Consider the following 21,493-nt stretch of genomic DNA (forward strand, 5'->3'; position numbering starts at 1 on the left):
GTCGGCCCGTAGCCCCAGCTACGAACCTCCATCGAGGTCCAATTTTCGCCGCATTGCTGCTCGCTCTCGCCTACAAACCAAAACCCAAACAGGCTCTAAGACGTGAACACGTGCGCAGGTAAAGCCAGACGCGCGCATCCCCCCATTTTTAGCAGACCCCACAGACATATGCAATACAAGAGGATAGGGCTGGCGCTGCTTGTAGCGGTCGGCATCCTGGGCTGGATGGCCGTCGACACGCTGCACGCGCAGGATCAGCCGCACGTATTTCAAGGAGCTACGCTGTACCCAATTAGCAGCGAACCCATCGATGAAGGCGATCTCGTCATCCACCAGGGCGAGATCGTTGGGGTTGGACCGACAGGCACGGTAGATATACCGGCGGATGCGGTCGAGATCGACGCGTCGGGCCAGGTTATCATGCCCGGACTTATCGACACGCACTCGCACATCGGCGGCGTGTCGGGCGGAGACGGCTCTGACGCGCTCCACCCGGACGTGCGTACCATTGATGGGATCGACGTGCGGAACTCGGGCATCATGCGAGCGCGGGCAGGCGGCATCACGACGGTGAACGTGATGTCGGGTTCAGGCCACCTGATGAGCGGGCAGACGACCCACCTCAAACTGCGCGACGGCCGCATCATCGATGACCTGCTTCTCTGCTATGACGACGCCCCGGAGATCTGTGGCGGCATGAAGATGGCCAACGGTACGAATCCGCAGCGCAGTGCAGCGCCCTTTCCCGGCACACGTGCCAAAGCTGCGGCGCAGGCTCGTGAGCTGTTTCTGGAGGCTGAAGCCTACCGTGAGCAGCTTGATGCGGGCGATTCCCCCGACCGCGACCTGCGCATGGAAGCCCTTGTTGAGGTGCTCAACGGCGACCGGATTGTGCACTTCCACACGCATCGTCACGACGACATCATCACGATCCTGCGCCTGCAGGAAGAATTTGGGTTCGAGGTCGTCCTGCATCACGTTAGTGAAGGATGGCGCGTAGCCGACGAAATCGCCGAAGCCGGGGTGCCGGCTTCAATTATCACGCTCGACTCGCCAGGCGGTAAGCACGAAGCGGCTAAGCTCTACTTCAAAAACGGACGCGTGCTCAGCGAGGCGGGCGTAGATGTGTCGTACCATACCGACGACCCGATTACCGACTCGCGGCTTTTCCTGCGCTCGCCTGCTATCGGCGTACGTGCTGGCATGGACCGTGCCGCGGCGCTTGAGTCTGTTACACTGGCAGGCGCCCGCCAGTTGAGACTCGAAGACCGCATCGGCTCGTTGGAGTCTGGCAAAGATGCTGACTTCATCCTGCTCTCGGGCGACCCACTGAGCGTCTACACCCGCGTCAATGAGACGTGGATCGAAGGCACACGCGTCTTCGACCGCTCCGACCCCGACGACGACGCCTACTTTACGGGCGGCTACCGCATCTTCGATGGCACCATGAACCATGTCCACAACATCCATGAGTAACCTACCTTGCAACACCGCATTGAACGACTTCACGTTCTGGGGGATGCGTGGCGCAGCTGCGCTTCTCGTGGGGCTCCTTGCGTGGATGACAGTTGCGGCACCGCTGTCGGCCCAGGTCGCCGTGCGCGCTGATACCGTCTACACCATGAACGGCGACCCGATCGTGGATGGCGTCGTGCTCATCGAAGGCCGCACCATCACGGATGTAGGCCCGGCCGACGCAGTCACGATTCCTGAGGGAGCTACGGTCTATGAGGGCACCGTTGCCCTGCCGGGCCTGGTCGATCCTCGGGGCACCGTAGGGCTGAGCGGCATCTACAACGTGGAAGCCGACCAAGACCATCTCGACACGTCGGCTCCGATGCAGCCTGAGCTTCGCGCTATCGACGCCTATAACGCGAAGGAGGAGCTGGTCGAGTTTGTGCGCGACCAGGGCATCACCACCGTACACACCGGGCACGGTCCGGGTGCGCTCATCAGCGGGCAGATGGGTACGTTCAAGACAACCGGCGCCACCGCCGACGCGGCTGCGCTGGAGTCGTTCTCGGCGCTTGCCATGACGCTCGGGCCGGCTGCCTCGCAGCAGTTCAGCTCACCGGGTACCCGTGCTAAAGGGGCTGCCATGCTTCGCGATATGCTGCTGCAGGCAGAGCGCTTTCATGCGCAGGATGAGGAGGAGCGCGGACGCAATATAGGCATGGAGACACTGGGCCGTGCGCTCGATGGTGAGGTGCCGGTCTTCATTCAGGCGCACCGCAGCCACGACATCCTCACAGCGATACGCATTGCTGAGGAGTTCGGGCTCGACCTCGTGCTCGAAGGAGCTGCCGAGGCCTATCTCGTTATCGATGAGATCGCGTCAGCCGGTGTCCCCGTCGTGCTGCATCCGCCCATGATCCGTCCGTTTGGAGCGGCTGAGAATGCGCAGCTTACGACCGCCGCACAGCTCCACGAGGCAGGCATCCCTGTTGCGATTCAGAGCGGATACGAGGCTTACGTGCCGAAGACACGGGTCGTGCTCTTCGAGGCAGCCATCGCTGCAGCAAACGGGCTGCCCCGTGATGCCGCGTTTGCGAGCATTACGCGTACAGCGGCTGAGCTCATCGGGCAGGGCGACATCATTGGCACGCTCGAATCCGGAAAGCACGGCGATGTGGTTCTCTACAACGGCGATCCGTTTGAGTACGTAACCAATGCCTGCACCGTGATCATCGAAGGCAACGTGGTCAAAGAAGACGGCTGCCCGTAACTCCAATACGAACGCCGCTCAGACGGGCATCTACGCGGATACTTTCTGTATGTATTGTATGCGCTGCCATGTATACGCTGCCATGTAGGGCGTGCCCCAGCGGCGCGCCCTACACGTGCATACGCCCGAAAAGCACCGGACTGGAACGCACCGGACTGGAATGCATCTGCTCAACGATTCCACGCACCTACCGACTTAGCCAACTATGTTTCGTGCTCTGCTGCTTCACGACACCGACGACGGGGTAACCCCCCGGCTCGACGAATGCTCAGAAGGCGACTTGCCGCCCGGGGACACGCATGTGCGGGTCTTGTATTCGAGCATCAACTACAAAGACGCGCTGGCTGTGTCGAACCGGGCACCGATCATCCGGGGTGACTTTCCCATTGCGCCCGGCATTGATCTGGTGGGAGAGGTGCTCTCCAGCACGGGCGACCGGTGGGAGGCCGGCGACCGCGTGGTGGGCACCGGGTGGGGCCTTGGTGAGAACGTGTGGGGCGGCTATACCGAAGAGGTGCGTGTACGGGCCGATCAGCTTGTTGCGCTTCCTGAAGGCCTCTCCCCGCAGCAGTCCATGGTAATTGGCACCGCCGGGTTCACCGCTATGCTTTCGGTGATGGCGCTCGAAGACCATGGACTTACGCCCGAGAGCGGCGAGGTGGCCGTGACAGGCGCGTCGGGCGGAGCCGGGAGCATGGCCGTTGCACTACTGGCTCAGGCGGGATACGAAGCCGTCGCCTCAACGGGAAGCGAAAATGCGCACGCCTACCTCAAGACCCTCGGAGCCGGCCGCATCGTGCACCGAGACGCGTTTAGCGGGGGGCCAGCGCGTCCGATGGAGTCCGGGCAGTGGGCTGGGGCCGTCGACGCCGTTGGAGGCGACACGCTGGCTACACTCATCGCGCAGCTGAAGCGGCATGCGAGCGTGGCTTCATTTGGAAACGCAGGCGGACACGAGCTGCATACGACGGTGCTTCCTTTTATTCTGCGTGGCGTAAACCTACTGGGCATCGATTCGAACACGTGTCCGAACGATCGCCGCCGCGCCGCATGGGCGCGCCTCGACGCGCTGCTCACCGATGAGCTGCTGGAGCGCATGACGTACGAGGTCGTGAACCTCGGCGACGTGCCCGAGGCCGTCCACGAAGTGCTCGACGGCGCCTCGCGTGGGCGCATCGTGGTGGACGTGCAAGGCGGGTAACGCGCAGTATGTAAGAAGTAGCCCCCTCCGCGATGCTGTAAAGGTGAGATTAAGGAACGCGCCAGCTGCCGATGAATGCGTTTTCAGCTGTATCCCACTCAAACAGGGCACGTTGGTAGTTGCCTGGTTCAAGATTGAGGGCGTCGATCTCGTCGATGATGGTTCGAATCACTGCAAAGTTTGATCGAGCAGGGGCTACATCGTCCTCCGTTAAGGTGCCTTTGTGGAATGCCTCGGGCAACTCATCCACGGGCTGCTCTATTAAGGTTGCGGGCGGATCCTCTTTCAGGTAATGCCCCAGACTGTCTGGGGGCTCAGCCGCCCACATCTCGTCGGCAACGCCGTCGTCGGTGTGGACGGTGGCACGGCCTCGCAAACGGACCTGCAGTGTGGCTTCGGGAGCCCAGGCGTGCCAGGCGACCCGCTCGTTGGCACGCACCTCTTCGACCTTTTCTGCACGCCGGTCCGAGTGGAACGAAAGGGCTCGGGTGCGCCGTTGCGCCGTGCGAAGCACGACGGTTCGGAGCTGAGGCTGGTTGTGTCCGGCAGTGCCAAACGTTGGCGTTCGAAATGGGTGGTCTGGGTCAACCGCTCCGGCTTCAATCTGCTTCCAGACCATATTGAGTACGTCGTCAAGATCAGTCCAAGGCATCATGGGGCTTGAATCTTACTATGAAGAAAGTAGGCGAGTGGCGACGTGGGGCCCAGATATTCGGGCGTGGGCCGGCGGCCAACAGGTAGCGACTGCGGCTACCGGGACGTCATGAGCTTTCGGCCAATGTGAGCCTGGCTTCGGTGCTGTGCACGTAGCTACACGCGAACGGTCATGTCTTGCGTCACGTCAATCTGGCACGAGAGGCGACCCATGTCCTGTGAACTCAGGAACGCGTCGAGCCACTGGTCAGGATCGTCATCGCCCTCTTGTACTTCAACGGTGCAGGCCGCACAGTGCCCCTGTCCGCCGCAGTTGAGATGGCTTGTCAGCTGACCATGTGGTGACACGTCGTGCTCCCAGAGAACCTCACGGAGCGTGCGTCCGTGCTCGGCCTCGAATGTATGCCAAGTGTCGCCGTCGTAGACCGACACGGTATGAGAGGTCTCTTTGTTGTGACCATCAGATGTGTCTGTCGAGGTTTCTTGTGTGCTGGATGGAGTACCCATAGTTGAATTAGCGCTATTCAAAGTAAAGGCGTTTGCAATACACACATCGCCCTTCAAGTCAGACGTTTCTCCGGTAACACGTCATTACGCGAGCATAACACGTGCTGCACGCAGCCGGTGAGGAAAGAGCGCTACGAACTCGCATCCACATTGGGTTCAGTAGCGACGGGAGCCTTCGCCTGCGCGATATTGGGCCAGCGGGCAGGCAGTAGACGGGGCGAGATGGTGACGCATTGGCCGTGGAGGCACGCCGGCTTCGTATCCCTCAGAGCCACCTATTGTCTTGGACCTGCTGTCCTGTACCTATTGTCTTGCACTTCTTGAAGACAGGCACGCGGTGTGGATTGGTGCGCTGGCGGGCATGCTCTGTAACAGGAACGTAGCCTTGCATGGCTCAGTACACTACCCCCGAAGACGCACAGCCTTGTGTTACACCTGAACACAGAATGGAAGCGCTTTCACCCTCTCGTATCTTCTCATCATCAACCGTTTAGCCTGGTATGCCTGATCCTTCTACCGAAGCGGCCCCTGCTGCTACAGAGCCCGAAGACTTTCTGCCGATTCAGGGCACCGACTATGTCGAGTTTTACGTAGGCAACGCCCGGCAAGCGGCGTTCCACTACGCGTATCTGTTTGGCTTTGACATCGTCGGGTATCGCGGCCCCGAAACCGGTCATCGCGAGGCGGCCAGCTATCTGCTCCAGCAGAACAAAATCCGCTTTGTGCTCACTACGGCTATGCGCCCCGATTCGATGATCGCGCAGCACGTGCACAAGCACGGCGACGGCGTGCGCGACATTGCCCTCTGGGTCGACGATGCAACCAAAGCGTTCGAGGAGGCAACCGCACGCGGCGCGGTGCCGGTGCAAGAGCCTCACGAACTGTCGGACGACGAGGGCGCGGTTGTGCATGCGGCCATCGGTACCTACGGCGACACGATCCACTCGTTTATTGAGCGGGATGCGTACGACGGCCTCTTTCTGCCCGGCTTTGAGCGCTGGGAGAACCCCGACTGGCAGCACCCGGGTCCGGTTGGCCTGAAGTACGTGGACCACTGCGTAGGGAACGTGCGCCGCGGCGACATGGACAAGTACGTGCAGTACTACGCCGACACGATGGGCTTTTACAACATGCTGCAGTTCACCGACAAAGACATCTCGACGGAGTACTCCGCGCTGATGTCGAAGGTGATGGCCAACGGCAATGAGCGTATCAAATTCCCGATCAACGAGCCGGCTGATGGGAAGAAGAAGAGCCAGATCGAGGAGTATCTGGAGTTCTACAACGGGCCGGGTGTGCAGCATGTGGCGATGGCGACCGACGACATTATCAGCACGGTGGCGGAGCTGCGCAGACGTGGCGTGCAGTTTCTTGACATTCCGGACAACTACTACGATAAGGACGTGCTGCGCGATCGCGTAGGCGATATTGACGAGCAGATTGATCAACTGCAGAAGCTTGACATTCTGGTCGATCGCGACCCGGAAGGGTACCTGCTTCAGATCTTCACGAAGCCGGTGCAAGACCGCCCTACGGTCTTTTACGAGATCATTCAGCGCAAGGGCGCACGTACCTTTGGCGAAGGCAACTTTAAGGCGCTCTTTGAAGCGATTGAACGCGAACAGGATCGTCGCGGTAACCTGTAGCCTCGTTAGTAGCATTATTCTCCGAATCCGAAATCATCCAATCCAAGACCCCAGATCATCATGCCCCACTACACTCGCATGGGCGAGGTGCCCGACAAGCGCCACGTCCAGTTTCGCCGTCCCGATGGAGAGCTCTACACCGAAGAGGTGATTGGTGCTGAGGGGTTTAGCGGCATCTCATCGATCGCCTACCACATCCACCCGCCTACGCTGGTGGAGAAGGTTGATGACCCGGTTGAGTATGGCATTACCTACGCCGATGACGACGCGCTGAAGCATCGCCACATTGAGGGGTTCAACATGGAGCCCGGGGGCGACTGGCTTTCGGGGCGTACGTACATTATGGGCAATCAGGATGTGCAGCTGGCGCTCTGCCGCCCGACCGACGCCATGGAAGGGTACTTCTACCGCAACGCAGCTGCCGACGAGCTGGTCTACGTGCACGAAGGCGCGGGTACGCTCGAAACGCCGCTCGGCAATGTGGACTTCACGGATGGCGATTACGTGCATGTGCCACGCACGTTGGCGCACCGCTGGTCGTTCGAGAACGATGTGCAGCCGCGCCTGCTGGTGATCGAGTCAAACTCGGGCGTGCAGTTTCCGAGCAAGTACATGAACGAGTTTGGGCAGCTCTTAGAGCGCAGTCCGTTTCACGAGCGCGACGTGCGTCCGCCTACCGAGCTTAACGTGATCGACGAGGAGGGGCCGTTCGAGCTGCGCATCAAGAAGCACGGGAAGATCCACTCCTACTGGATGCGCTACCATCCGTTCGACGTGGTTGGGTGGGATGGCTACATGTATCCGTATGCGATCTCCATTCACGACTTCGAGCCGATTACGGGCCGCATCCATCAGCCGCCGCCGGTGCACCAGATGTTTGAGGCGCGCAACTTCGTGGTCTGCTCGTTCGTGCCGCGCCTGTTCGACTACCACCCGAAGTCTATTCCGGCGCCGTACAACCACTCGAACATCGACTCAGACGAGGTGCTGTTCTATGCAGAAGGCGACTTCATGAGCCGGAAAGGCATTTCGCGCGCATCGTTTTCGCTGCATCCGGGGGGCATTCCGCACGGGCCGCATCCGGGCTCTACCGAGGCTTCGATCGGCAAAGAGGGAACCGAAGAACTGGCCGTGATGGTCGACACGTTCCGTCCGCTTAAGCTTACGCAGGCCGCGCTTGATCTGGAAGACACCGGCTACATGGACTCGTGGAAGCCAGAGCTGCACGCGGGCGGGGATGGGCAAGCCCGCACAGAGGAGCCTGCGCAGCCGTAGAGCCGAAGCCCCAGGGTCGCAGATCCAAGTCGTGTAGATCCAAGTCGTGTAGATCCAAGTCGTGTAGATCCAAATTTGGGTAGCGGGAAGATGTTAAGCGATTGACATGTGGTTTACATCATCGCAACCCGCTCAAACCCCCTCTGTCTTCAAGCTTCGCCGCAGGCGTGATCCTGTGGACATCTCCCCCTTGGCCAAGGGGGAGAAACCCGACACAAGCCCGCAGGGCGACTGATGGAGCGAAGCGGAATAAGGGAGAGGGGGTTCAAGCAAGACAAAACTGCGGTGCTTGATCACCCTATCATTTAGCGTTTATCCACTACCCCAATTTGCAGACAGCAGGGCAGGAGCGCTGCTCATCTGTATCTGCATAAGAAAGCCCGGAGGCTATAAAAGGCCTCCGGGCTTTTTTCGTTGGGTAGCAGCGTTAGTGATACTAAGCTACGCATGGCATGCACCCCGAGCACCCGAGCAGAGCCATGCTACGTCGTGCCGCCGCTATGAAGTGGGCTTCTGGATAGCTGTAACGAACATCGTACCCTGACCGTCCATGATGCGGAGGCGAAAGCTCTGGCCCTCCTCGACGGAAGCGTAAACCTCTGCAAAGGCCTCAACCGAAGGAGTCGGCTGCCCGGCGGCCTGCACGATGAGCTGGCGGGGCTGAAGACCGGCGTCGCGCACAGCCGGGTTGCGCACGTCTACGCGCTCGATCAGGACAGCGCCGTCGAGGTCGAGTCCGAGCTGTTCGAGATCGCTTTCGGGCACGGTTGAGAGCGAAAGCCCAAGCTCCTCCTGCAGCATTTCGGCTGATGAGTCGCCCGGACTATCGGAGTCTGAGGGGGCAGCATCGGCGACGGCTTCGTCGTCGTCAAACCCACCAAGCACCACCTCCATGGTCATTGTTTCGCCATCGCGGTTAATCGTCAACTCAACGGTGTCGCCAGGCTGTTTGGCCCCGATAATGTTACTGATCTGCAGCGCGTCATCGAGCTCCTGACCGTCAATAGCTGTGATGAGGTCGCCGGCTTCGAGCCCTGCTTCGTCGGCGGCGGTGCCGTCCATGACCTCGCTAACCTGTGCGGTACCCCGTGGGAGGTTTTCGCTGCGAATGAGCGACTGGCTGGCGCCCATGTACTGCACGCCAAGACGGGCGCGCTGCACGCTGCCTCGCTCGATAAGCTGGTCGGTAACGCGCTGCACTGTATTTGAGGGGATGGCAAAGCCAATTCCTTGAAACTGCCCGGTGCGCGTTGCAATGGCCGTATTGATGCCCACAAGACGTCCTTCAAGGTTTACAAGCGGTCCGCCTGAGTTACCGGGATTGATAGAAGCATCGGTCTGGATGAAGTTCTGCACCCCGTAGTCTTGCTGGCCGGAAGGCTGAAGGCGGCCCTTGGCACTCACGATGCCTGCCGTAACGGAGTTGCTGAGCCGCTCGTTCAGAGGCGAACCAAAGGCCATAACCCACTGGCCAGGACGAATGTCTTCGGAGTCGCCAAAGCTTATCTCGCGCAGGTTGTCGGCATCAATCTTGATTACAGCAAGATCGCTGAAGTCGTCGGTGCCTACGATCTCGGCATCATACACTTCGCCATTAAATAGGCGTACACGGAGTTCGTCGGCTCCCTCTACGACATGATTGTTCGTGATGATATGCCCGTCGGCGCGTGCAACGACGCCCGAGCCAAGCCCTTGCTGGCGAAATTGCTGCCCGTCACCGCTGCCGGGAGGGCGCCCGAAGAAGTCCTCAAAAGGGGTGCCTTGAAAGGGGCTGCGGCGCTCTTGCACGCGCGCGGCGCGGATCTGCACCACAGCGGGATTCACCGACTCAGCAACATCCATGAACGCCTGCTCTAGCGAGATAGCGCGCTCGAATCCATCGCTATTGCTGATCGCGGTTGTGCCGCCTGGGCCTGAGGCCCGGCTCTCGGTGCCTACGCTGTCGCCCAGACCAAAGAGGTTGGCTCCGGCGGTCGTAAAGAGCACGCCGGCGATGAATACAGCCGCCAGGAGGACAGCTACCGATGCTTTTCCTTTAGCACTCATGAATGGCTCGGAATTGGTACATGAAAACAACTCTGTCAGTTACAACGGATGCATATGTACGGCCTGCCAATCTATACGTGTGTGGGTTATACGTACGTGAGGGGGCAAGAAGAACATCTGCACCACATGGAAAACAACGTGTGAAGCCATGGTTTCGTATAGATGCGTACACACATGTAATCGTTTGGCGCTTATCACGTTTGGAGGTAAGCACAGCCTGTTCGTGGCTTTTGTCTACGCATGGTAGCCCAAACGTGCCGTGCCGACACAGGGCGCGGGGCCCGGCATCGGCACGATGTGGGGGGAGACAGTACGCGCTAAGCGTACATACCCAAGCGGTTGTGCTTCGGGACATGCAGCGCGTATGGTCGCGCGCGATTCCCGGCTCTGTCTACGCCATTAGCTATTATGTGCTATGGTATGTGCTGGACTGGGTATGTGCTGGACTGCGCTTGCTACTCACCAGGCACGCCGGGCTCGGTCATCGCACGGATATCCAGGTAGTCATTGAGCTCTTCTTCGCTCAGCAAGTCCATCTCCTGTACCACCGTACGCACGGTTTTGCCCTCTTTAACCGCTTTCTTTGCGACTTCAGAGGCTTTGTCGTAGCCGATGGCGCTGTTCAGGGCGGTGGCAATGGATGGATTGAGCTCAAGTAGCTCCTGGCAGCGCGCGCGGTTGGCTTCGATGCCTGTTACGCACTTCTCCGTAAAGGCGGTGACGCTTCCAGTGAGGATGGAGATGCTCTCAAGCATCGCATGGGCCATAACCGGCATCATCACGTTTAGCTCGAAGTTGCCGTGCTGCCCGCCCACCGTGATGGTGGTGTGGTTACCCATCACGCGAGACGCAGCCATCATAACCTGCTCGCTCTGCACGGGGTTGACCTTGCCCGGCATGATCGACGAGCCTGGCTGAATCGTTGGCAGTGTGATCTCAGCAATGCCGCTGGTTGGGCCGCTCGACAGAAGCCGTAGGTCGTTGGCGATCTTGAGCAGAGCCGTGGCCGTGGTGTTCAGGGCGCTGTGCGCCTGCACATAGGCGTCTTTGCTGGCCTGTTCAGCAAAGTGGTTGCTTGTCTCTTCGAACGGGACCCCGGCCAGTCCGCTAATATGAGCAATGGCGCGCTCGGGAAATTCGGTGTGCCGGTTGAGCCCCGACCCGGTAGCGGTGCCGCCCAGCGCCACCTCGGTAAGCTCATCGGCTCCTTGCTGCACGCGCGCGATGCATTTCTGCACCTGCGCGGCGTATCCCCCGAACTCCTGGCCAAGCCGAATCGGCGTAGCATCCATCAGGTGCGTGCGGCCGCTCTTGAGCACGTCGTCGAACGCCTCGGCCCGGTCGAGCAGGGCGCTGTGCAGCTTAGCGAGGGCCGGCACAAGCTCGTCGAGTAGAGCCGTGCGAGCGGCCACGTGCATCGTGGTAGGAATCACGTCGTTCGACGACTGCGACATGTTTACGTCGTCGTTCGGGTGAACGGCCTTGCTGCCTCGTTCGGCGCCAAGCATCTCGGAGGCCTGGTTGGCAATGACCTCGTTGGCGTTCATGTTGGTTGATGTGCCGCTTCCGGTCTGGAAGATGTCAAGCACAAACTCGTCGTCGAGCAGGCCCGCAATGACGTCGTGGCCGGCCTGCTCAATGGCAGCAGCCTTATCGTCGTCAAGCAGCTCCAACTCGTTGTTAGCACGGGCGGCAGCGACCTTGACGATGCCCAGCGCGCGAATAAAGGCACGCGGAAAGCGGAGATCGCTAACAGGAAAGTTGTCGCGGGCGCGCTGCGTCTGAGCGCCATAAAGCGCATTCGACGGCACCTCAACGGGACCCAGCGAGTCGTGTTCGGTGCGAAAATCATCAGCCATGACGTATATGGAGAATGTGGAAGTAGAACGAGCAAACGAGAGTGAATAGCTGTACGGCAAAAGATAGCCGATAGCATGCGGTGCTGCTCGCATCCAAAAGAAAGATTTGGTCATTTATCGAAGCGGTACCACGCGGCTAAATGCAGTGCAAGGGAGAGTGCAAGGAGGAGTACAATGGGTAGAGCAATCGGCAGTACGTGCCCGAACTGAGGCGTTGATGCCAGGTGTTGCGCGTCAGGCTTGCGTCCATTAGATTACAACGCCCGGTACAGCCGGGGCCCCACCCACCTATCTCTTTCCTTGTAAGCTCTGGTTCTTCATGAATGTTATCACCGACGTGTCTGCTATGCAGGCGTGGTCTGACGCGCAGCATAGAGATGGGCGTACGGTCGCGCTCGTGCCTACCATGGGAGCGCTCCATCAAGGACACCTGGCGCTGGTCGAAGAGGCACAGGAGCAGGCGGATACGGTGGTCGTGTCCATTTTTGTGAATCCCACGCAGTTCGCGCCCGACGAAGACTACGAGGCATACCCACGTACGCTGCAAGCAGACCGCGAGGCCCTTGAATCGTATGACGGGGTGGAAGCGATTTTTGCGCCGACGGTTGAAGCCATGTATCCGTTCGGAGCGTCGACCACCGACGACCCTTATATATCGGTCGATGTGCACACGCTGAACGACCACCTTTGTGGCAGGTACCGTCCGGGGCATTTCGAAGGCGTCGTAACGGTCGTAACCAAACTGCTTAACGCGAGCAAACCCGATATAGCAATATTTGGGCAGAAGGATGCCCAGCAGCTCGTCATCCTGAAGCATCTGGTGCGTGCCCTGCGGTTCGATGTCGACGTGGTAGGCATACCCACAGTGCGTGAATCTGATGGACTCGCATGCTCCTCGCGCAACGCGTACCTTAGCGAGGCCGAGCGCGCGGAGGCGTCGTGCGTCTACGCGGCGATCCAGGCCGGGGTGCAGGCGATTGAAGATGGGGAACAGCAGGTAGATGCTGTGGTTCGAGCGATGCGAAAACCGCTCTCTGCAGCAGAGCATGCACGCATCCAGTACACGTCTGTCGTTGATGCGGAAACGCTTCAACCTAAAACCCAGTTGCACCCAAACGACGATGTACTAATCGCTGCTGCCGTGTTCTTTGGCGATACACGGCTCATTGACAACGCTTTTATACGCGTCCCCTCTTCGTTGTAAGCTGACTGACTGCTTTCTTTCTGATGACCATCACGATGTTCAAGGCGAAGCTGCACCGGCTTCGTGTTACCGAAGCTGACCTGTATTATGAGGGCTCCATTACAATCGATAGGGAGCTGCTGGATGCGGCGGGGATTCTGCCGCATGAGAAAGTCCAGGTCGTAAACGTTAATAACGGCGCCCGTCTTGAAACATATACCATCGCCGATGAACCTGGATCGCGTACCGTGTGCCTGAACGGTCCGGCTGCGCGGCTCGCGGCCAAGGGCGACCAGGTGATCGTGATCTCTTACGCTGAAATGACTCCGCAGGAGGCCGAGTCGTTTGCCCCCAACGTGGTCCTCGTCGACGAAAACAACGACCCGAAAGAACAGCTCGAAGCCGAGCAGCCGGGTACCGTGCGCGACGATATGCTAATTGCATAACAGCCTGTCTGTTAGGCGATGGCATCAACCTGCGATGTCAGCTCACGGCATCAGGCGGTGAAACGTATCCCCACCCACGACACGTGCAGCAGATGCTACAGGGCGCCGCAGGGGCAATCTGCAGGATACAGGTTTCTGTGTGCACGTCTCTAACCGCTACTTTCGCGCATTCTTTGGTGGATTCAAGGACGCCCGTTTCCTACGTTGGAAGCACATTCGCTGAAACCGCTTCCAACCAATCGACGCTATGTCTTTTTCTACCACCGCTGTTGTTGGCGCTGGTACCATGGGAAATGGTATCGCCCACGTGCTTGCTCTAAACGGCCTCGACGTTACGCTTATCGATGTAAGTGAAGATGCTCTCCGCAACGGGACCGACACCATTGCGGAAAATCTCGCGCGCCAGGTCAAGAAGGAGCGCATCACTGCAGCTGAGCGTGAGGCTACGCTCAACCGCGTCAGCACGCATACCGACCTCGCCCAGGGCGTCGCTGATGTCGATCTCGTTATCGAAGCTGTGACGGAGACGACGGAGGTAAAGGGGCCCATCTTTGAAACGCTTGATGAGGCTGCGCCTGACCATGCGATTCTGGCGTCGAACACCTCGTCGATCTCTATCACATGGCTGGCCGCACAGACCAGTCGCCCCGAGCAGGTCATCGGCATGCACTTCTTCAACCCGGTGCCTATCATGAAGCTGGTGGAGGTCGTACGCGGTCTTGAAACAAGCAACGGCACGCACGACGCGGTGCAGGCGCTTGCCGAAGACCTCGGCAAAACCCCAGTCGAAGTAAACGACGCCCCCGGGTTTGTCTCCAATCGCGTGCTGATGCCGATGATCAACGAAGCCGTGTTCTGTCTGATGGAGGGCGTGGCCGACGAAGAAGACATCGACACCGTTATGAAGCTCGGCATGAACCACCCGATGGGCCCCCTCACGCTGGCGGACTTCATCGGGCTCGACGTGTGTCTGGGAATCATGGAGGTGCTACACCGCGAGCTCGGTGACGACAAGTACCGTCCGTGCCCACTGCTCCGCAAAAAAGTGACCGCCGGCCACCTTGGACGTAAGTCCGGGCAGGGCTTCTACGCCTATGACGGCTAAGACGGCCTACAAGAACACACCTGTTGCCGTACCAAAATTGTACGATCCCCGAGCCCGGGGCGGTCTCCTTGACGGCCCCGGGCTTTTGGACGTGTAGGCTGCCGTCTGTGTTGACCCCGTGCCAAGCGTTGCGATAGATGGCTTATAAACCACACAAGCCGCCATGTCACATCCAGTTGCTGCACTGCGGCTGTTGCGGGTGTTACGCTACAATACGGGCCTCAGGATTTGGAGATGAACGAATAGCTGAAAAGCAGGATTGCTGGGCCAACGGTAGATCGAACCAGATGAAAAAGGGAGTCAGGACGTATCGCAGTTCAGCGCCACAGCTCAGCGGCGAGCGCCCAGAGTCGTCGGAGCAAGGAGGGGGCGAGCACCCACACAAGCGTTGTGTATAGAAGGGCGCCCGAACCAATTGCCAGCGTGACCCAGAGGCCGATCGCGAGGTCGGGCAGCAGAGTCATGCGGGCCGCCACGAGTCCCGTAGCCATGGCGACAGCTGCTGTGGCCGGTGCGGCGATGTTGCGCAGGTACGTGCGTATCCGAACGTTGATGAGGCGGCGGAGCATCCACAGTTCGAGGGGCGCCAGTACGTAGCCACGAATCACGAACGCTGCAGCTACGGCGACGATGCCGAACTGCACCGCGATCGTATATGCAACGACATTGGCGACTGCGTTGATCGCATTCAGGGCAAGCCGCCACGACGGCTTATTGCATGCCAGAAGCACCGCTGGATTGAAGTAGAAGAGCGCGTGCAGCGTCCCAATCAAGGCGAGCACCTGAAAGACGTGGGCGCTCTCGGGCACCCACTGCGTACCAAACACCAGCTCGATGAGCGATGGGGCGATCGCCGCGGCACCCAGAAACGCCGGAAACGCCACCACGCTGGCGGTCTGCGTGCCCTTGTAGAAGGCGTCCCGCATCTGGTCGCGGCGGTGCTGAAGCTTCGAAAACGCTGAAAAGGCGACCGATGACACCGTCTGCGTAACGAGGTCGACGCCGGCGGTGTACAGCTTGTAGGCTACGTCGTAGAATCCGAGTGCAGTGGGCCCGAGCACGTAGCCGATGATGAGGTTATCGGCCCGGCGGTTCACATAGTCGAGCAGGTTGGAGCCGACGAGGTGAATGCCAAACGAGAAGAGATCTACAAAGTGGCGTCGGGTAATCGTGCGTCCGGGACGCCACGGACTGGCTGTCCACAGCACGACGACGGCAGCTGTGCGCTCAGCGAGGAACCATCCAACCAGGCTCCACACGCCCCAGCCATAGAGAGCCATGCTTACGCCAACGACACCGCCGGCCAGGCTCGCCACAAACTCCCGGATAGCCAGCACGCGGTACTGCATCCGCCGTTCAAAGAGCGCCTGCTGCACCCCAGCCAGCGCTGCGAGCAGAAAAGCCGGGGCCAGCGCCTGGATGACGGGGGCCAGGAGCGGGGTGTCGAAGAGAGCGGCAATGGGGGCAGCCAGCGGCAAGCTCGCCAGCATGAGCACCACGCTGCCAACCAGATTGACTACAAACGCAGTATCGAGATGCCCGTCTTCCAGCTCATCGCGCTGGATGATTGCAGCAGCAAACCCCTGGTCCACGAGCACGCGCAGCAGGGCGATGTACGTGCCCGCAAGCGCGAGCACGCCAAACGCCTCCGGATCGAGCAGCTGAGCCAGCACCGCAAACACCACAAACGTGATGAGGCGGCTCCCCCAATTCTGCACAGCCGACCACGCCACGCCCCGAAGCGCCCGGTCGCGCAGGTTCGACCACGAGCTATCCACGCGTCTGCAGCACCTGACGATACAGGTCGATGGTGCGCTCAGCCAGCACGTCCCAGCCGAACAGGTCGAGCGGAGCCTCGCTGTCGCGCGGCGTGTGCATCGCCCAGTTAAGCCCTTCAGAGAGCTTCGACGCCAGGAGGCGTCCGTCAAACGTATGCACCCACTGCGAGCCTACGTACTCCTGCAGCTCGCGCATCGCGCCGCGGGCGGGCACCATAACCGGACGGTTAAACGAGAGCGCCAGCAGCGCTGCGCCTGAGTGCAGCACGTTGTCGTAGGGCAGGGCGACCAAGTCGGTCGCGGCCATGTAGGTGGGAACCAGATCGGGCGGAATGAAACGCAGGTCGAGTCGCACTCGCGGGTCGGAGGCGGCCACGTACTGTAGCGACTCGCGAAGCGACCCATCGACCGGGTTACCGGCGACAACAAGCCGCGCCTTCGGACGATCCATCGTTTTGAATGCACGGATGAGCCGCCCTACGTTCTTGTACGGGCGGATGCGACCGATGTACAAGATCACGGGCATGTCGGATTCTAACCCGAGGGCCTCACGCCCCTCAGCACGGGGAATCGGGTCCGGGTAGGCCGCCCGGTAGTGGCCGTGCGGCACGACCTTCGAGGGAGTCTCATTGAGCATCGGGTGCTGCGCCCGTGCCATCTCGCGCCCCGTAGCGCTGAGGCTGATGAAGCCATCTACCTGCGGAATGAAGCCGTTCCAGAAGATGCGTTCCAGCAACGGGTGGTAGTTGTCGTGCGGGCCCAGGTCGTGGACCGTCCACACGATGCGGGTGCCGCGTATCCGTGCCCAGGCCATCAGGGCCAGCACGGCGCTCATCATTCCGGCAGCACGTGCGGTGGAAGGGTAGCTGAGTACGTCATCGGGCCAGTGCATATGCCACAGGTCGTAGCGCCCTTTCAGGGCACGCTCGGGCGTAAACTCGTGTACGTCCACGCCCTGCGCTTCCAGCGCGTCGCTAAGCAACCGGTTGTACGGGTTGCCGGTGGTGTTGGCATATGCCGGCCAGGCCAGAATCTTCATGGAGCTCGAAAACAGATGAGTAGAGCAGTGGGGCGCTGCAGGGTGATGCGAGAAGTACCACGCAGCGTTCTGCAACTTCGATCTTGCACCGCTTAAACGCAAGCCGCTTATGCGCTACCCATCTGATTTGTGATGAGTGTTCACCTGTATGAACGATCTCGGGGGCGCCCTGGAGCCGAGGCACACGACTCCCGTAAACGACTGCTGTAAACGACTGCTGTAAAAAGAAAGCCCGTTCGCATCCCCCAAACACAAAAAGCCCCTGCCATAGCAGGCAGAGGCTTCGCTGTGGGGCATACGCAGCGCCTTACAGGTCCAGCTCAACAGGCACGCCGCCCTCGGGCTGGTGCACCGTGATCGTATCGTCGATCTGGGTGATGTGCTCGGCCATCCAGGCGCGGGCATCGGGTTCGCCATGCACGAGGATGACCTCGCGGGGGGCCATCCGTTTTACGACCTCCAGCAGCTCGTCGCGGTTGCTGTGTCCCGAGAACCGGAAGTCATCGACCGTGCAGCGTACAGACTGCGGGCCGTGGTCGGGGTTTAGCACCACCTCGGTGCCGTTGCCCTGCTCCGCGGCCTCAAGCAGGCGGGCGGCCGGCGAGCCTTCTTTGGAGTAGCCCACCATCAGAATGGCGTTCTTCTCGTCTTCGACCAGGCGGCGCCCGATCAGGTTCGACAGCGTAGGCTCGAACATCATGCCGCTGCTAAGCACATGAATTGCCGGCCCTTCGAGCGCTTTCGCCTTTCGCTTCTCGCTCCGGGGCAGGCGCTTCTGATCTACGCCAAACACCCGAAAGTCCGAATCCACCCGGGGCGTAGAGGTGCGTGTCTGGTCGTAGAGGTCGGCAATGGCGCGCATCGACCCGGCGGTGTAGACCGGCACATCGTCGTCGATCTTGCCCTCATGCTTCAGGCGGTCGATCACCGCGAGGGTTTCCTGCGCGCGGCCCATCACAAACACCGGAATGAGCGCCGTTCCTCCGCGCTCCAGCGTCTCCTGCAGCGTCGCCGTAAACTTCTCAAGCTCCTCTGGGCGACTCGTCTCAGCTGCTTCGGGGTCGTTGCCGGCTGTCGACTCCAGAATCAGCACGTCTGCAGTGTCGGGGTAGTTGGCTCCGGGCAAGATCGACTGCGCGGTCAGCTTCGTGTCGCTGGTGTAGAAGACGCGTTTGGCATCGTCTCCGTCGCCGATCGTTAGCTCCACGCCTACGCCGCCGAGGATGTGCCCGGCAGTGTAGAAGCGCGCTGTGATCTCTGTATTCCCCTTCAGCCCCGTTACCTTGAACGGCTTCTGCAGGTCGTGCGTCAGGTAGAGGTGACCGAGCGGATCAACCTCGTCTTCGGTGAAGAGCGGGTCGGCCTGGGTGCTGCCTTCGCGCACGCGGCGCCGCTGCAGGCGGGCCGAGGCCGGCAGCAGAAACTCCAGCAGCCGACGCGTGGCATCGGTCATGTGGGTCATGATGTGCGGAAACTCGCGGTAGAGCACCGGCACGGCTCCCATGTGGTCGTGGTGCGCATGCGTAACAAAGGCATGATCCACGAACCGGTCGGCGGCGTTGTGGACCAGGTCGAAGTTGGGGAGCGACTCCTTTCCTTCTTTGCGCGGGTCTACGCCCGCATCCAGCAGAAGCCCGGTGCCGTTAATGCCCAGGTAATGACAACTCGCGGCGATGTCATCGGTATCGCCAAGCGCTACAAATTCCATAAGAGATCAGGTGCAGTACGACAAAAGCAGACAATCCCACTGCGCCGCGCAACGGCTGCGCAGCAGGAAACGGATGGAAACGAGTAGAACGAGCAGCTACGCCACTTCGGCGGCCAGCTCCTCCTGGTAGGCGTTCCAGTCGTCGAGGAAGCGCTGCAGGCCGCGGTCGGTCAGCGGATGCTCCAGCAGCTTCTGAATGGTGCCGAACGGAATCGTAGCGACGTCGGCCCCGGCCAGTGCGGCTTCTTTTACGTGCATCGGGTGGCGAATCGATGCCGCCAGAATCTCGGTCTGGAAGCCGTAATTCGCGTAGATCTGCACGATCTCCTCGATCAGCTGCATCCCGTTCGACGAGATGTCGTCGATGCGCCCGATGAACGGACTGATGTACGTGGCTCCTGCTTTGGCAGCCAGCAGCGCCTGCATCGGCGAGAAGCAGAGCGTGCAGTTCGTCCGGATGCCTTCGTCAGAGAGCGCCCGAATCGCTTTGATGCCCTCACGGATAAGCGGCACTTTCACGACCACGTTCTCGTGCAGCTGCGCCAGCTCGTGCGCCTCCGTCATGATACCCTCAAAGTCTGTCGCCGTAACCTCGGCCGACACGTCGCCGTCTACGATGTCGCAGATCTCCTGCACCCGCTCGTGAAAGTCGATGTTGCCCTCTTTCTTGACGAGCGACGGGTTTGTCGTTACGCCGTCAAGCACGCCCAGGTCGTTGGCCTCGCGGATCTCTTCGAGGTTGGCGGTGTCAATAAAAAATTTCATGGCTCAGGTAGCAGTTCGTGATGAAAACGGTCGTGAATGATCGTTAATATGCAGTGTATGCATAGCATCCCTAATATGAGCATTTCAATGCAGAGTTCGTCCAGAGTTCGTCATCGGCGCATCCACCTGCATTATTCCCAGAGGTTTGTTCAGCTCGGGCCTTTGAAAGAACGCATCCGAAGGAACGCATCTGAAGGAACGCATCCGAAGCAAAGCGATCTGAAGCAAAGCGATCTGAAGCGGAGCATCCAGGGGGATGCGAGGCGCTACTGCCTCGCTGCCGGCTCCGGCACAACTGCGTGGGCCTGTTCGTACATACGATGTTCGCTCTCGTAGGCGCACCGCCTGCGCTCTCTTCCCGGTCTGATCACGCTTCGATGAGTTCGTTCCCGCCCGACTACCACGACGCCCCCGACCCGCTCCCTGATGCTCTGCTGCAGCGCGCTGTAGAGGCCTTGCGTCCCCACGCAGGGGCATCGTTGCAGCGCAACGTACCGCTTGCGCCCTACACCACCTTCAAGATTGGGGGCCCCGCCGATCTTTTCTGGGAGGTACACTCGGCCGATGAGCTCGCTACCGCGCTCCAGATCGCGCGCACCCTCGACGTGCCGCACCACGTGCTGGGCACGGGCGCAAATCTTGTGATCGGCGATTACGGCGTGCGTGGACTCGTCATCCGCAACGCAGCCAACGGGCTGCAGATCGACCGCGATGCGCATCAGCTCCGCGTCGGAAGCGGCGCCATCATGTACCCCGACGTCATCCATGCCGCGGTCGACGCCGGACTGTCGGGGCTGGAGCACTACGTGGGCATCCCCTCGACCGTCGGAGGAGCGCTCTGGCAGAACCTGCACTTTCTGTCGCCAGCGCCCGAGCGCGAGCGCACTATGTTCATTGAAGAGGTGGTGCATGCGGCCGACATCCTGACCGAGGAGGGGGAGCGCCGCACCGTGGGCGTAGACTACTTCGACTACGGGTACGACTACTCCATTCTGCACGACCGCAACGACATTGTGCTATCGGCGACGTTTCAGCTTGCGCCCGGCAGCCGCGAGCAGATGCGGCGCATCATGGAAGAGAACCTGGAGTGGCGCGCGCTGCGCCACCCGCCGCTCGACACCGAGCCCAGCGTCGGTTCCATCTTCAAGAAGATCGAGGGCGTTGGCGCTGGGCGCCTGATCGACGGTTGCGGGCTCAAAGGGGTGCGCGTCGGCATGGCAGAGGTGACGCATCGCCACGCGAACATCTTTGTAAACCGGGGCGGGGCCACGGCCGCCGACGTGTGCGCGCTGATCGCGCATGTGCAGCAGACCGTTGAGGAAGAGACGGGCTACCATCTCGACACCGAAATCACCTTCGTTGGGCAGTTCGCCTCGCCGTCAAGCAGCGCTCCGTATCGCGTCCCCAAGCCCGAAGGCATTGTGACCGCCGCCGAGCGCGCGAAGATGGCCGCAGAGTCGTAAAAAAGACGAGCGCATAACAGGAGGACGTATAGCAGGTGGCGGGCATAGCTGCTCTGGCTGATACGCACGTGCCGTCACTGTAACGCATACACA

General features: G+C 60.4%; 17 protein-coding genes. 9 read left to right on the top strand and 8 right to left on the bottom strand.

Going from position 1 to position 21,493, the window contains the following annotated elements; all coding sequences use genetic code 11:
* Positions 1-168: 168 nt before the first annotated feature.
* From PPP56_RS12530 to PPP56_RS12540, 3 genes are all read left to right on the top strand, one after another.
* On the top strand, positions 169-1,476 hold the full coding sequence (locus PPP56_RS12530; protein WP_353564391.1) for an amidohydrolase family protein: 1,308 nt from the start codon (positions 169-171) through the stop codon (positions 1,474-1,476).
* Positions 1,469-2,725, top strand: coding sequence for an amidohydrolase family protein (locus tag PPP56_RS12535; RefSeq protein ID WP_353564392.1), 1,257 nt, complete (start codon positions 1,469-1,471; stop codon positions 2,723-2,725). Before PPP56_RS12530 ends, PPP56_RS12535 begins: the two co-directional genes overlap by 8 nt.
* 205 nt (positions 2,726-2,930) lie before the next feature.
* On the top strand, positions 2,931-3,926 hold the full coding sequence (locus PPP56_RS12540; protein ID WP_353564393.1) for an MDR family oxidoreductase: 996 nt from the start codon (positions 2,931-2,933) through the stop codon (positions 3,924-3,926).
* 49 nt (positions 3,927-3,975) lie between these two features.
* Here PPP56_RS12540 and PPP56_RS12545 read toward each other — a convergent pair whose 3' ends face one another.
* Both PPP56_RS12545 and PPP56_RS12550 read right to left on the bottom strand, forming a co-directional pair.
* Complete coding sequence (locus PPP56_RS12545) at positions 3,976-4,581, bottom strand: pyridoxamine 5'-phosphate oxidase family protein (RefSeq protein WP_353564394.1); 606 nt, start codon at positions 4,579-4,581, stop codon at positions 3,976-3,978.
* Between the two features lie 155 nt (positions 4,582-4,736).
* Positions 4,737-5,087, bottom strand: a complete 351-nt coding sequence (locus PPP56_RS12550) for a 2Fe-2S iron-sulfur cluster-binding protein (protein ID WP_353564395.1) — start codon at positions 5,085-5,087, stop codon at positions 4,737-4,739.
* Between the two features lie 500 nt (positions 5,088-5,587).
* Here PPP56_RS12550 and hppD point away from each other — a divergent pair, with 500 nt between their 5' ends.
* Both hppD and PPP56_RS12560 read left to right on the top strand, forming a co-directional pair.
* Positions 5,588-6,733 carry a 4-hydroxyphenylpyruvate dioxygenase gene (gene hppD / locus PPP56_RS12555; protein ID WP_353564396.1) on the top strand — a complete coding sequence of 382 codons (1,146 nt, stop codon included), beginning with the start codon at positions 5,588-5,590 and terminating at the stop codon, positions 6,731-6,733.
* Between the two features lie 60 nt (positions 6,734-6,793).
* Positions 6,794-8,008: a homogentisate 1,2-dioxygenase gene (locus tag PPP56_RS12560; protein ID WP_353564397.1), complete on the top strand. Its 1,215-nt coding sequence runs from the start codon at positions 6,794-6,796 to the stop codon at positions 8,006-8,008.
* Positions 8,009-8,506: 498 nt separating this feature from the next.
* Here the strand turns inward: PPP56_RS12560 and PPP56_RS12565 are convergent, their stop codons facing one another.
* Both PPP56_RS12565 and PPP56_RS12570 read right to left on the bottom strand, forming a co-directional pair.
* Positions 8,507-10,054: a trypsin-like peptidase domain-containing protein gene (locus PPP56_RS12565; protein WP_353564398.1), complete on the bottom strand. Its 1,548-nt coding sequence runs from the start codon at positions 10,052-10,054 to the stop codon at positions 8,507-8,509.
* A gap of 455 nt (positions 10,055-10,509) precedes the next feature.
* Positions 10,510-11,913 (bottom strand): class II fumarate hydratase, encoded by a 1,404-nt coding sequence (locus PPP56_RS12570; protein ID WP_353564399.1) that lies wholly within the window; start codon positions 11,911-11,913, stop codon positions 10,510-10,512.
* Positions 11,914-12,232: 319 nt separating this feature from the next.
* Between PPP56_RS12570 and panC the strand changes: the two genes are divergently transcribed.
* From panC to PPP56_RS12585, 3 genes are all read left to right on the top strand, one after another.
* A complete protein-coding gene (gene panC, locus PPP56_RS12575) occupies positions 12,233-13,117 on the top strand; it encodes a pantoate--beta-alanine ligase (protein WP_353564400.1) in 885 nt (294 codons plus the stop codon).
* 23 nt (positions 13,118-13,140) lie between these two features.
* Positions 13,141-13,542 (top strand): aspartate 1-decarboxylase, encoded by a 402-nt coding sequence (panD, locus tag PPP56_RS12580; RefSeq protein ID WP_353564401.1) that lies wholly within the window; start codon positions 13,141-13,143, stop codon positions 13,540-13,542.
* A gap of 247 nt (positions 13,543-13,789) precedes the next feature.
* The gene (locus PPP56_RS12585; protein ID WP_353564402.1) at positions 13,790-14,647 is read left to right on the top strand and encodes a 3-hydroxybutyryl-CoA dehydrogenase; all 858 of its coding nucleotides are present in this window, start codon (positions 13,790-13,792) and stop codon (positions 14,645-14,647) included.
* A gap of 317 nt (positions 14,648-14,964) precedes the next feature.
* Here PPP56_RS12585 and PPP56_RS12590 read toward each other — a convergent pair whose 3' ends face one another.
* From PPP56_RS12590 to fsa, 4 genes are all read right to left on the bottom strand, one after another.
* Complete coding sequence (locus PPP56_RS12590) at positions 14,965-16,425, bottom strand: lipopolysaccharide biosynthesis protein (RefSeq protein WP_353564403.1); 1,461 nt, start codon at positions 16,423-16,425, stop codon at positions 14,965-14,967.
* Entirely contained in the window at positions 16,418-17,464 is a 1,047-nt protein-coding gene (locus PPP56_RS12595) for a glycosyltransferase family 4 protein (protein WP_353564404.1), read from the bottom strand. Before PPP56_RS12595 ends, PPP56_RS12590 begins: the two co-directional genes overlap by 8 nt.
* A 307-nt stretch (positions 17,465-17,771) precedes the next feature.
* Positions 17,772-19,172 carry an MBL fold metallo-hydrolase gene (locus tag PPP56_RS12600; RefSeq protein ID WP_353564405.1) on the bottom strand — a complete coding sequence of 467 codons (1,401 nt, stop codon included), beginning with the start codon at positions 19,170-19,172 and terminating at the stop codon, positions 17,772-17,774.
* A gap of 96 nt (positions 19,173-19,268) precedes the next feature.
* The gene (gene fsa, locus PPP56_RS12605; protein WP_353564406.1) at positions 19,269-19,937 is read right to left on the bottom strand and encodes a fructose-6-phosphate aldolase; all 669 of its coding nucleotides are present in this window, start codon (positions 19,935-19,937) and stop codon (positions 19,269-19,271) included.
* A 377-nt stretch (positions 19,938-20,314) separates the two neighbouring features.
* On the opposite strand from fsa, the gene murB reads away from it, so the two are divergent.
* Positions 20,315-21,400 carry a UDP-N-acetylmuramate dehydrogenase gene (murB, locus tag PPP56_RS12610; protein WP_353564407.1) on the top strand — a complete coding sequence of 362 codons (1,086 nt, stop codon included), beginning with the start codon at positions 20,315-20,317 and terminating at the stop codon, positions 21,398-21,400.
* The last annotated feature ends 93 nt before the right edge of the window (positions 21,401-21,493 follow it).

It is taken from the genome of Longimonas sp., from assembly GCF_040409695.1.
Taxonomy (GTDB): Bacteria; Bacteroidota; Rhodothermia; order Rhodothermales; family Salinibacteraceae; genus Longimonas.

Coding starts and splice junctions, on each gene's coding strand:
- PPP56_RS12595 (WP_353564404.1), bottom strand. CDS start 17,464: ATGAAGATTCTGGCCTGGCCGGCATATGCCAACACCACCGGCAACCCG.
- PPP56_RS12535 (WP_353564392.1), top strand. CDS start 1,469: ATGAGTAACCTACCTTGCAACACCGCATTGAACGACTTCACGTTCTGG.
- panD (WP_353564401.1), top strand. CDS start 13,141: ATGACCATCACGATGTTCAAGGCGAAGCTGCACCGGCTTCGTGTTACC.
- hppD (WP_353564396.1), top strand. CDS start 5,588: ATGCCTGATCCTTCTACCGAAGCGGCCCCTGCTGCTACAGAGCCCGAA.
- PPP56_RS12585 (WP_353564402.1), top strand. CDS start 13,790: ATGTCTTTTTCTACCACCGCTGTTGTTGGCGCTGGTACCATGGGAAAT.
- PPP56_RS12545 (WP_353564394.1), bottom strand. CDS start 4,581: ATGATGCCTTGGACTGATCTTGACGACGTACTCAATATGGTCTGGAAG.
- PPP56_RS12550 (WP_353564395.1), bottom strand. CDS start 5,087: ATGGGTACTCCATCCAGCACACAAGAAACCTCGACAGACACATCTGAT.
- PPP56_RS12530 (WP_353564391.1), top strand. CDS start 169: ATGCAATACAAGAGGATAGGGCTGGCGCTGCTTGTAGCGGTCGGCATC.
- panC (WP_353564400.1), top strand. CDS start 12,233: ATGAATGTTATCACCGACGTGTCTGCTATGCAGGCGTGGTCTGACGCG.
- PPP56_RS12600 (WP_353564405.1), bottom strand. CDS start 19,172: ATGGAATTTGTAGCGCTTGGCGATACCGATGACATCGCCGCGAGTTGT.
- PPP56_RS12565 (WP_353564398.1), bottom strand. CDS start 10,054: ATGAGTGCTAAAGGAAAAGCATCGGTAGCTGTCCTCCTGGCGGCTGTA.
- PPP56_RS12560 (WP_353564397.1), top strand. CDS start 6,794: ATGCCCCACTACACTCGCATGGGCGAGGTGCCCGACAAGCGCCACGTC.
- fsa (WP_353564406.1), bottom strand. CDS start 19,937: ATGAAATTTTTTATTGACACCGCCAACCTCGAAGAGATCCGCGAGGCC.
- murB (WP_353564407.1), top strand. CDS start 20,315: ATGAGTTCGTTCCCGCCCGACTACCACGACGCCCCCGACCCGCTCCCT.
- PPP56_RS12570 (WP_353564399.1), bottom strand. CDS start 11,913: ATGGCTGATGATTTTCGCACCGAACACGACTCGCTGGGTCCCGTTGAG.
- PPP56_RS12540 (WP_353564393.1), top strand. CDS start 2,931: ATGTTTCGTGCTCTGCTGCTTCACGACACCGACGACGGGGTAACCCCC.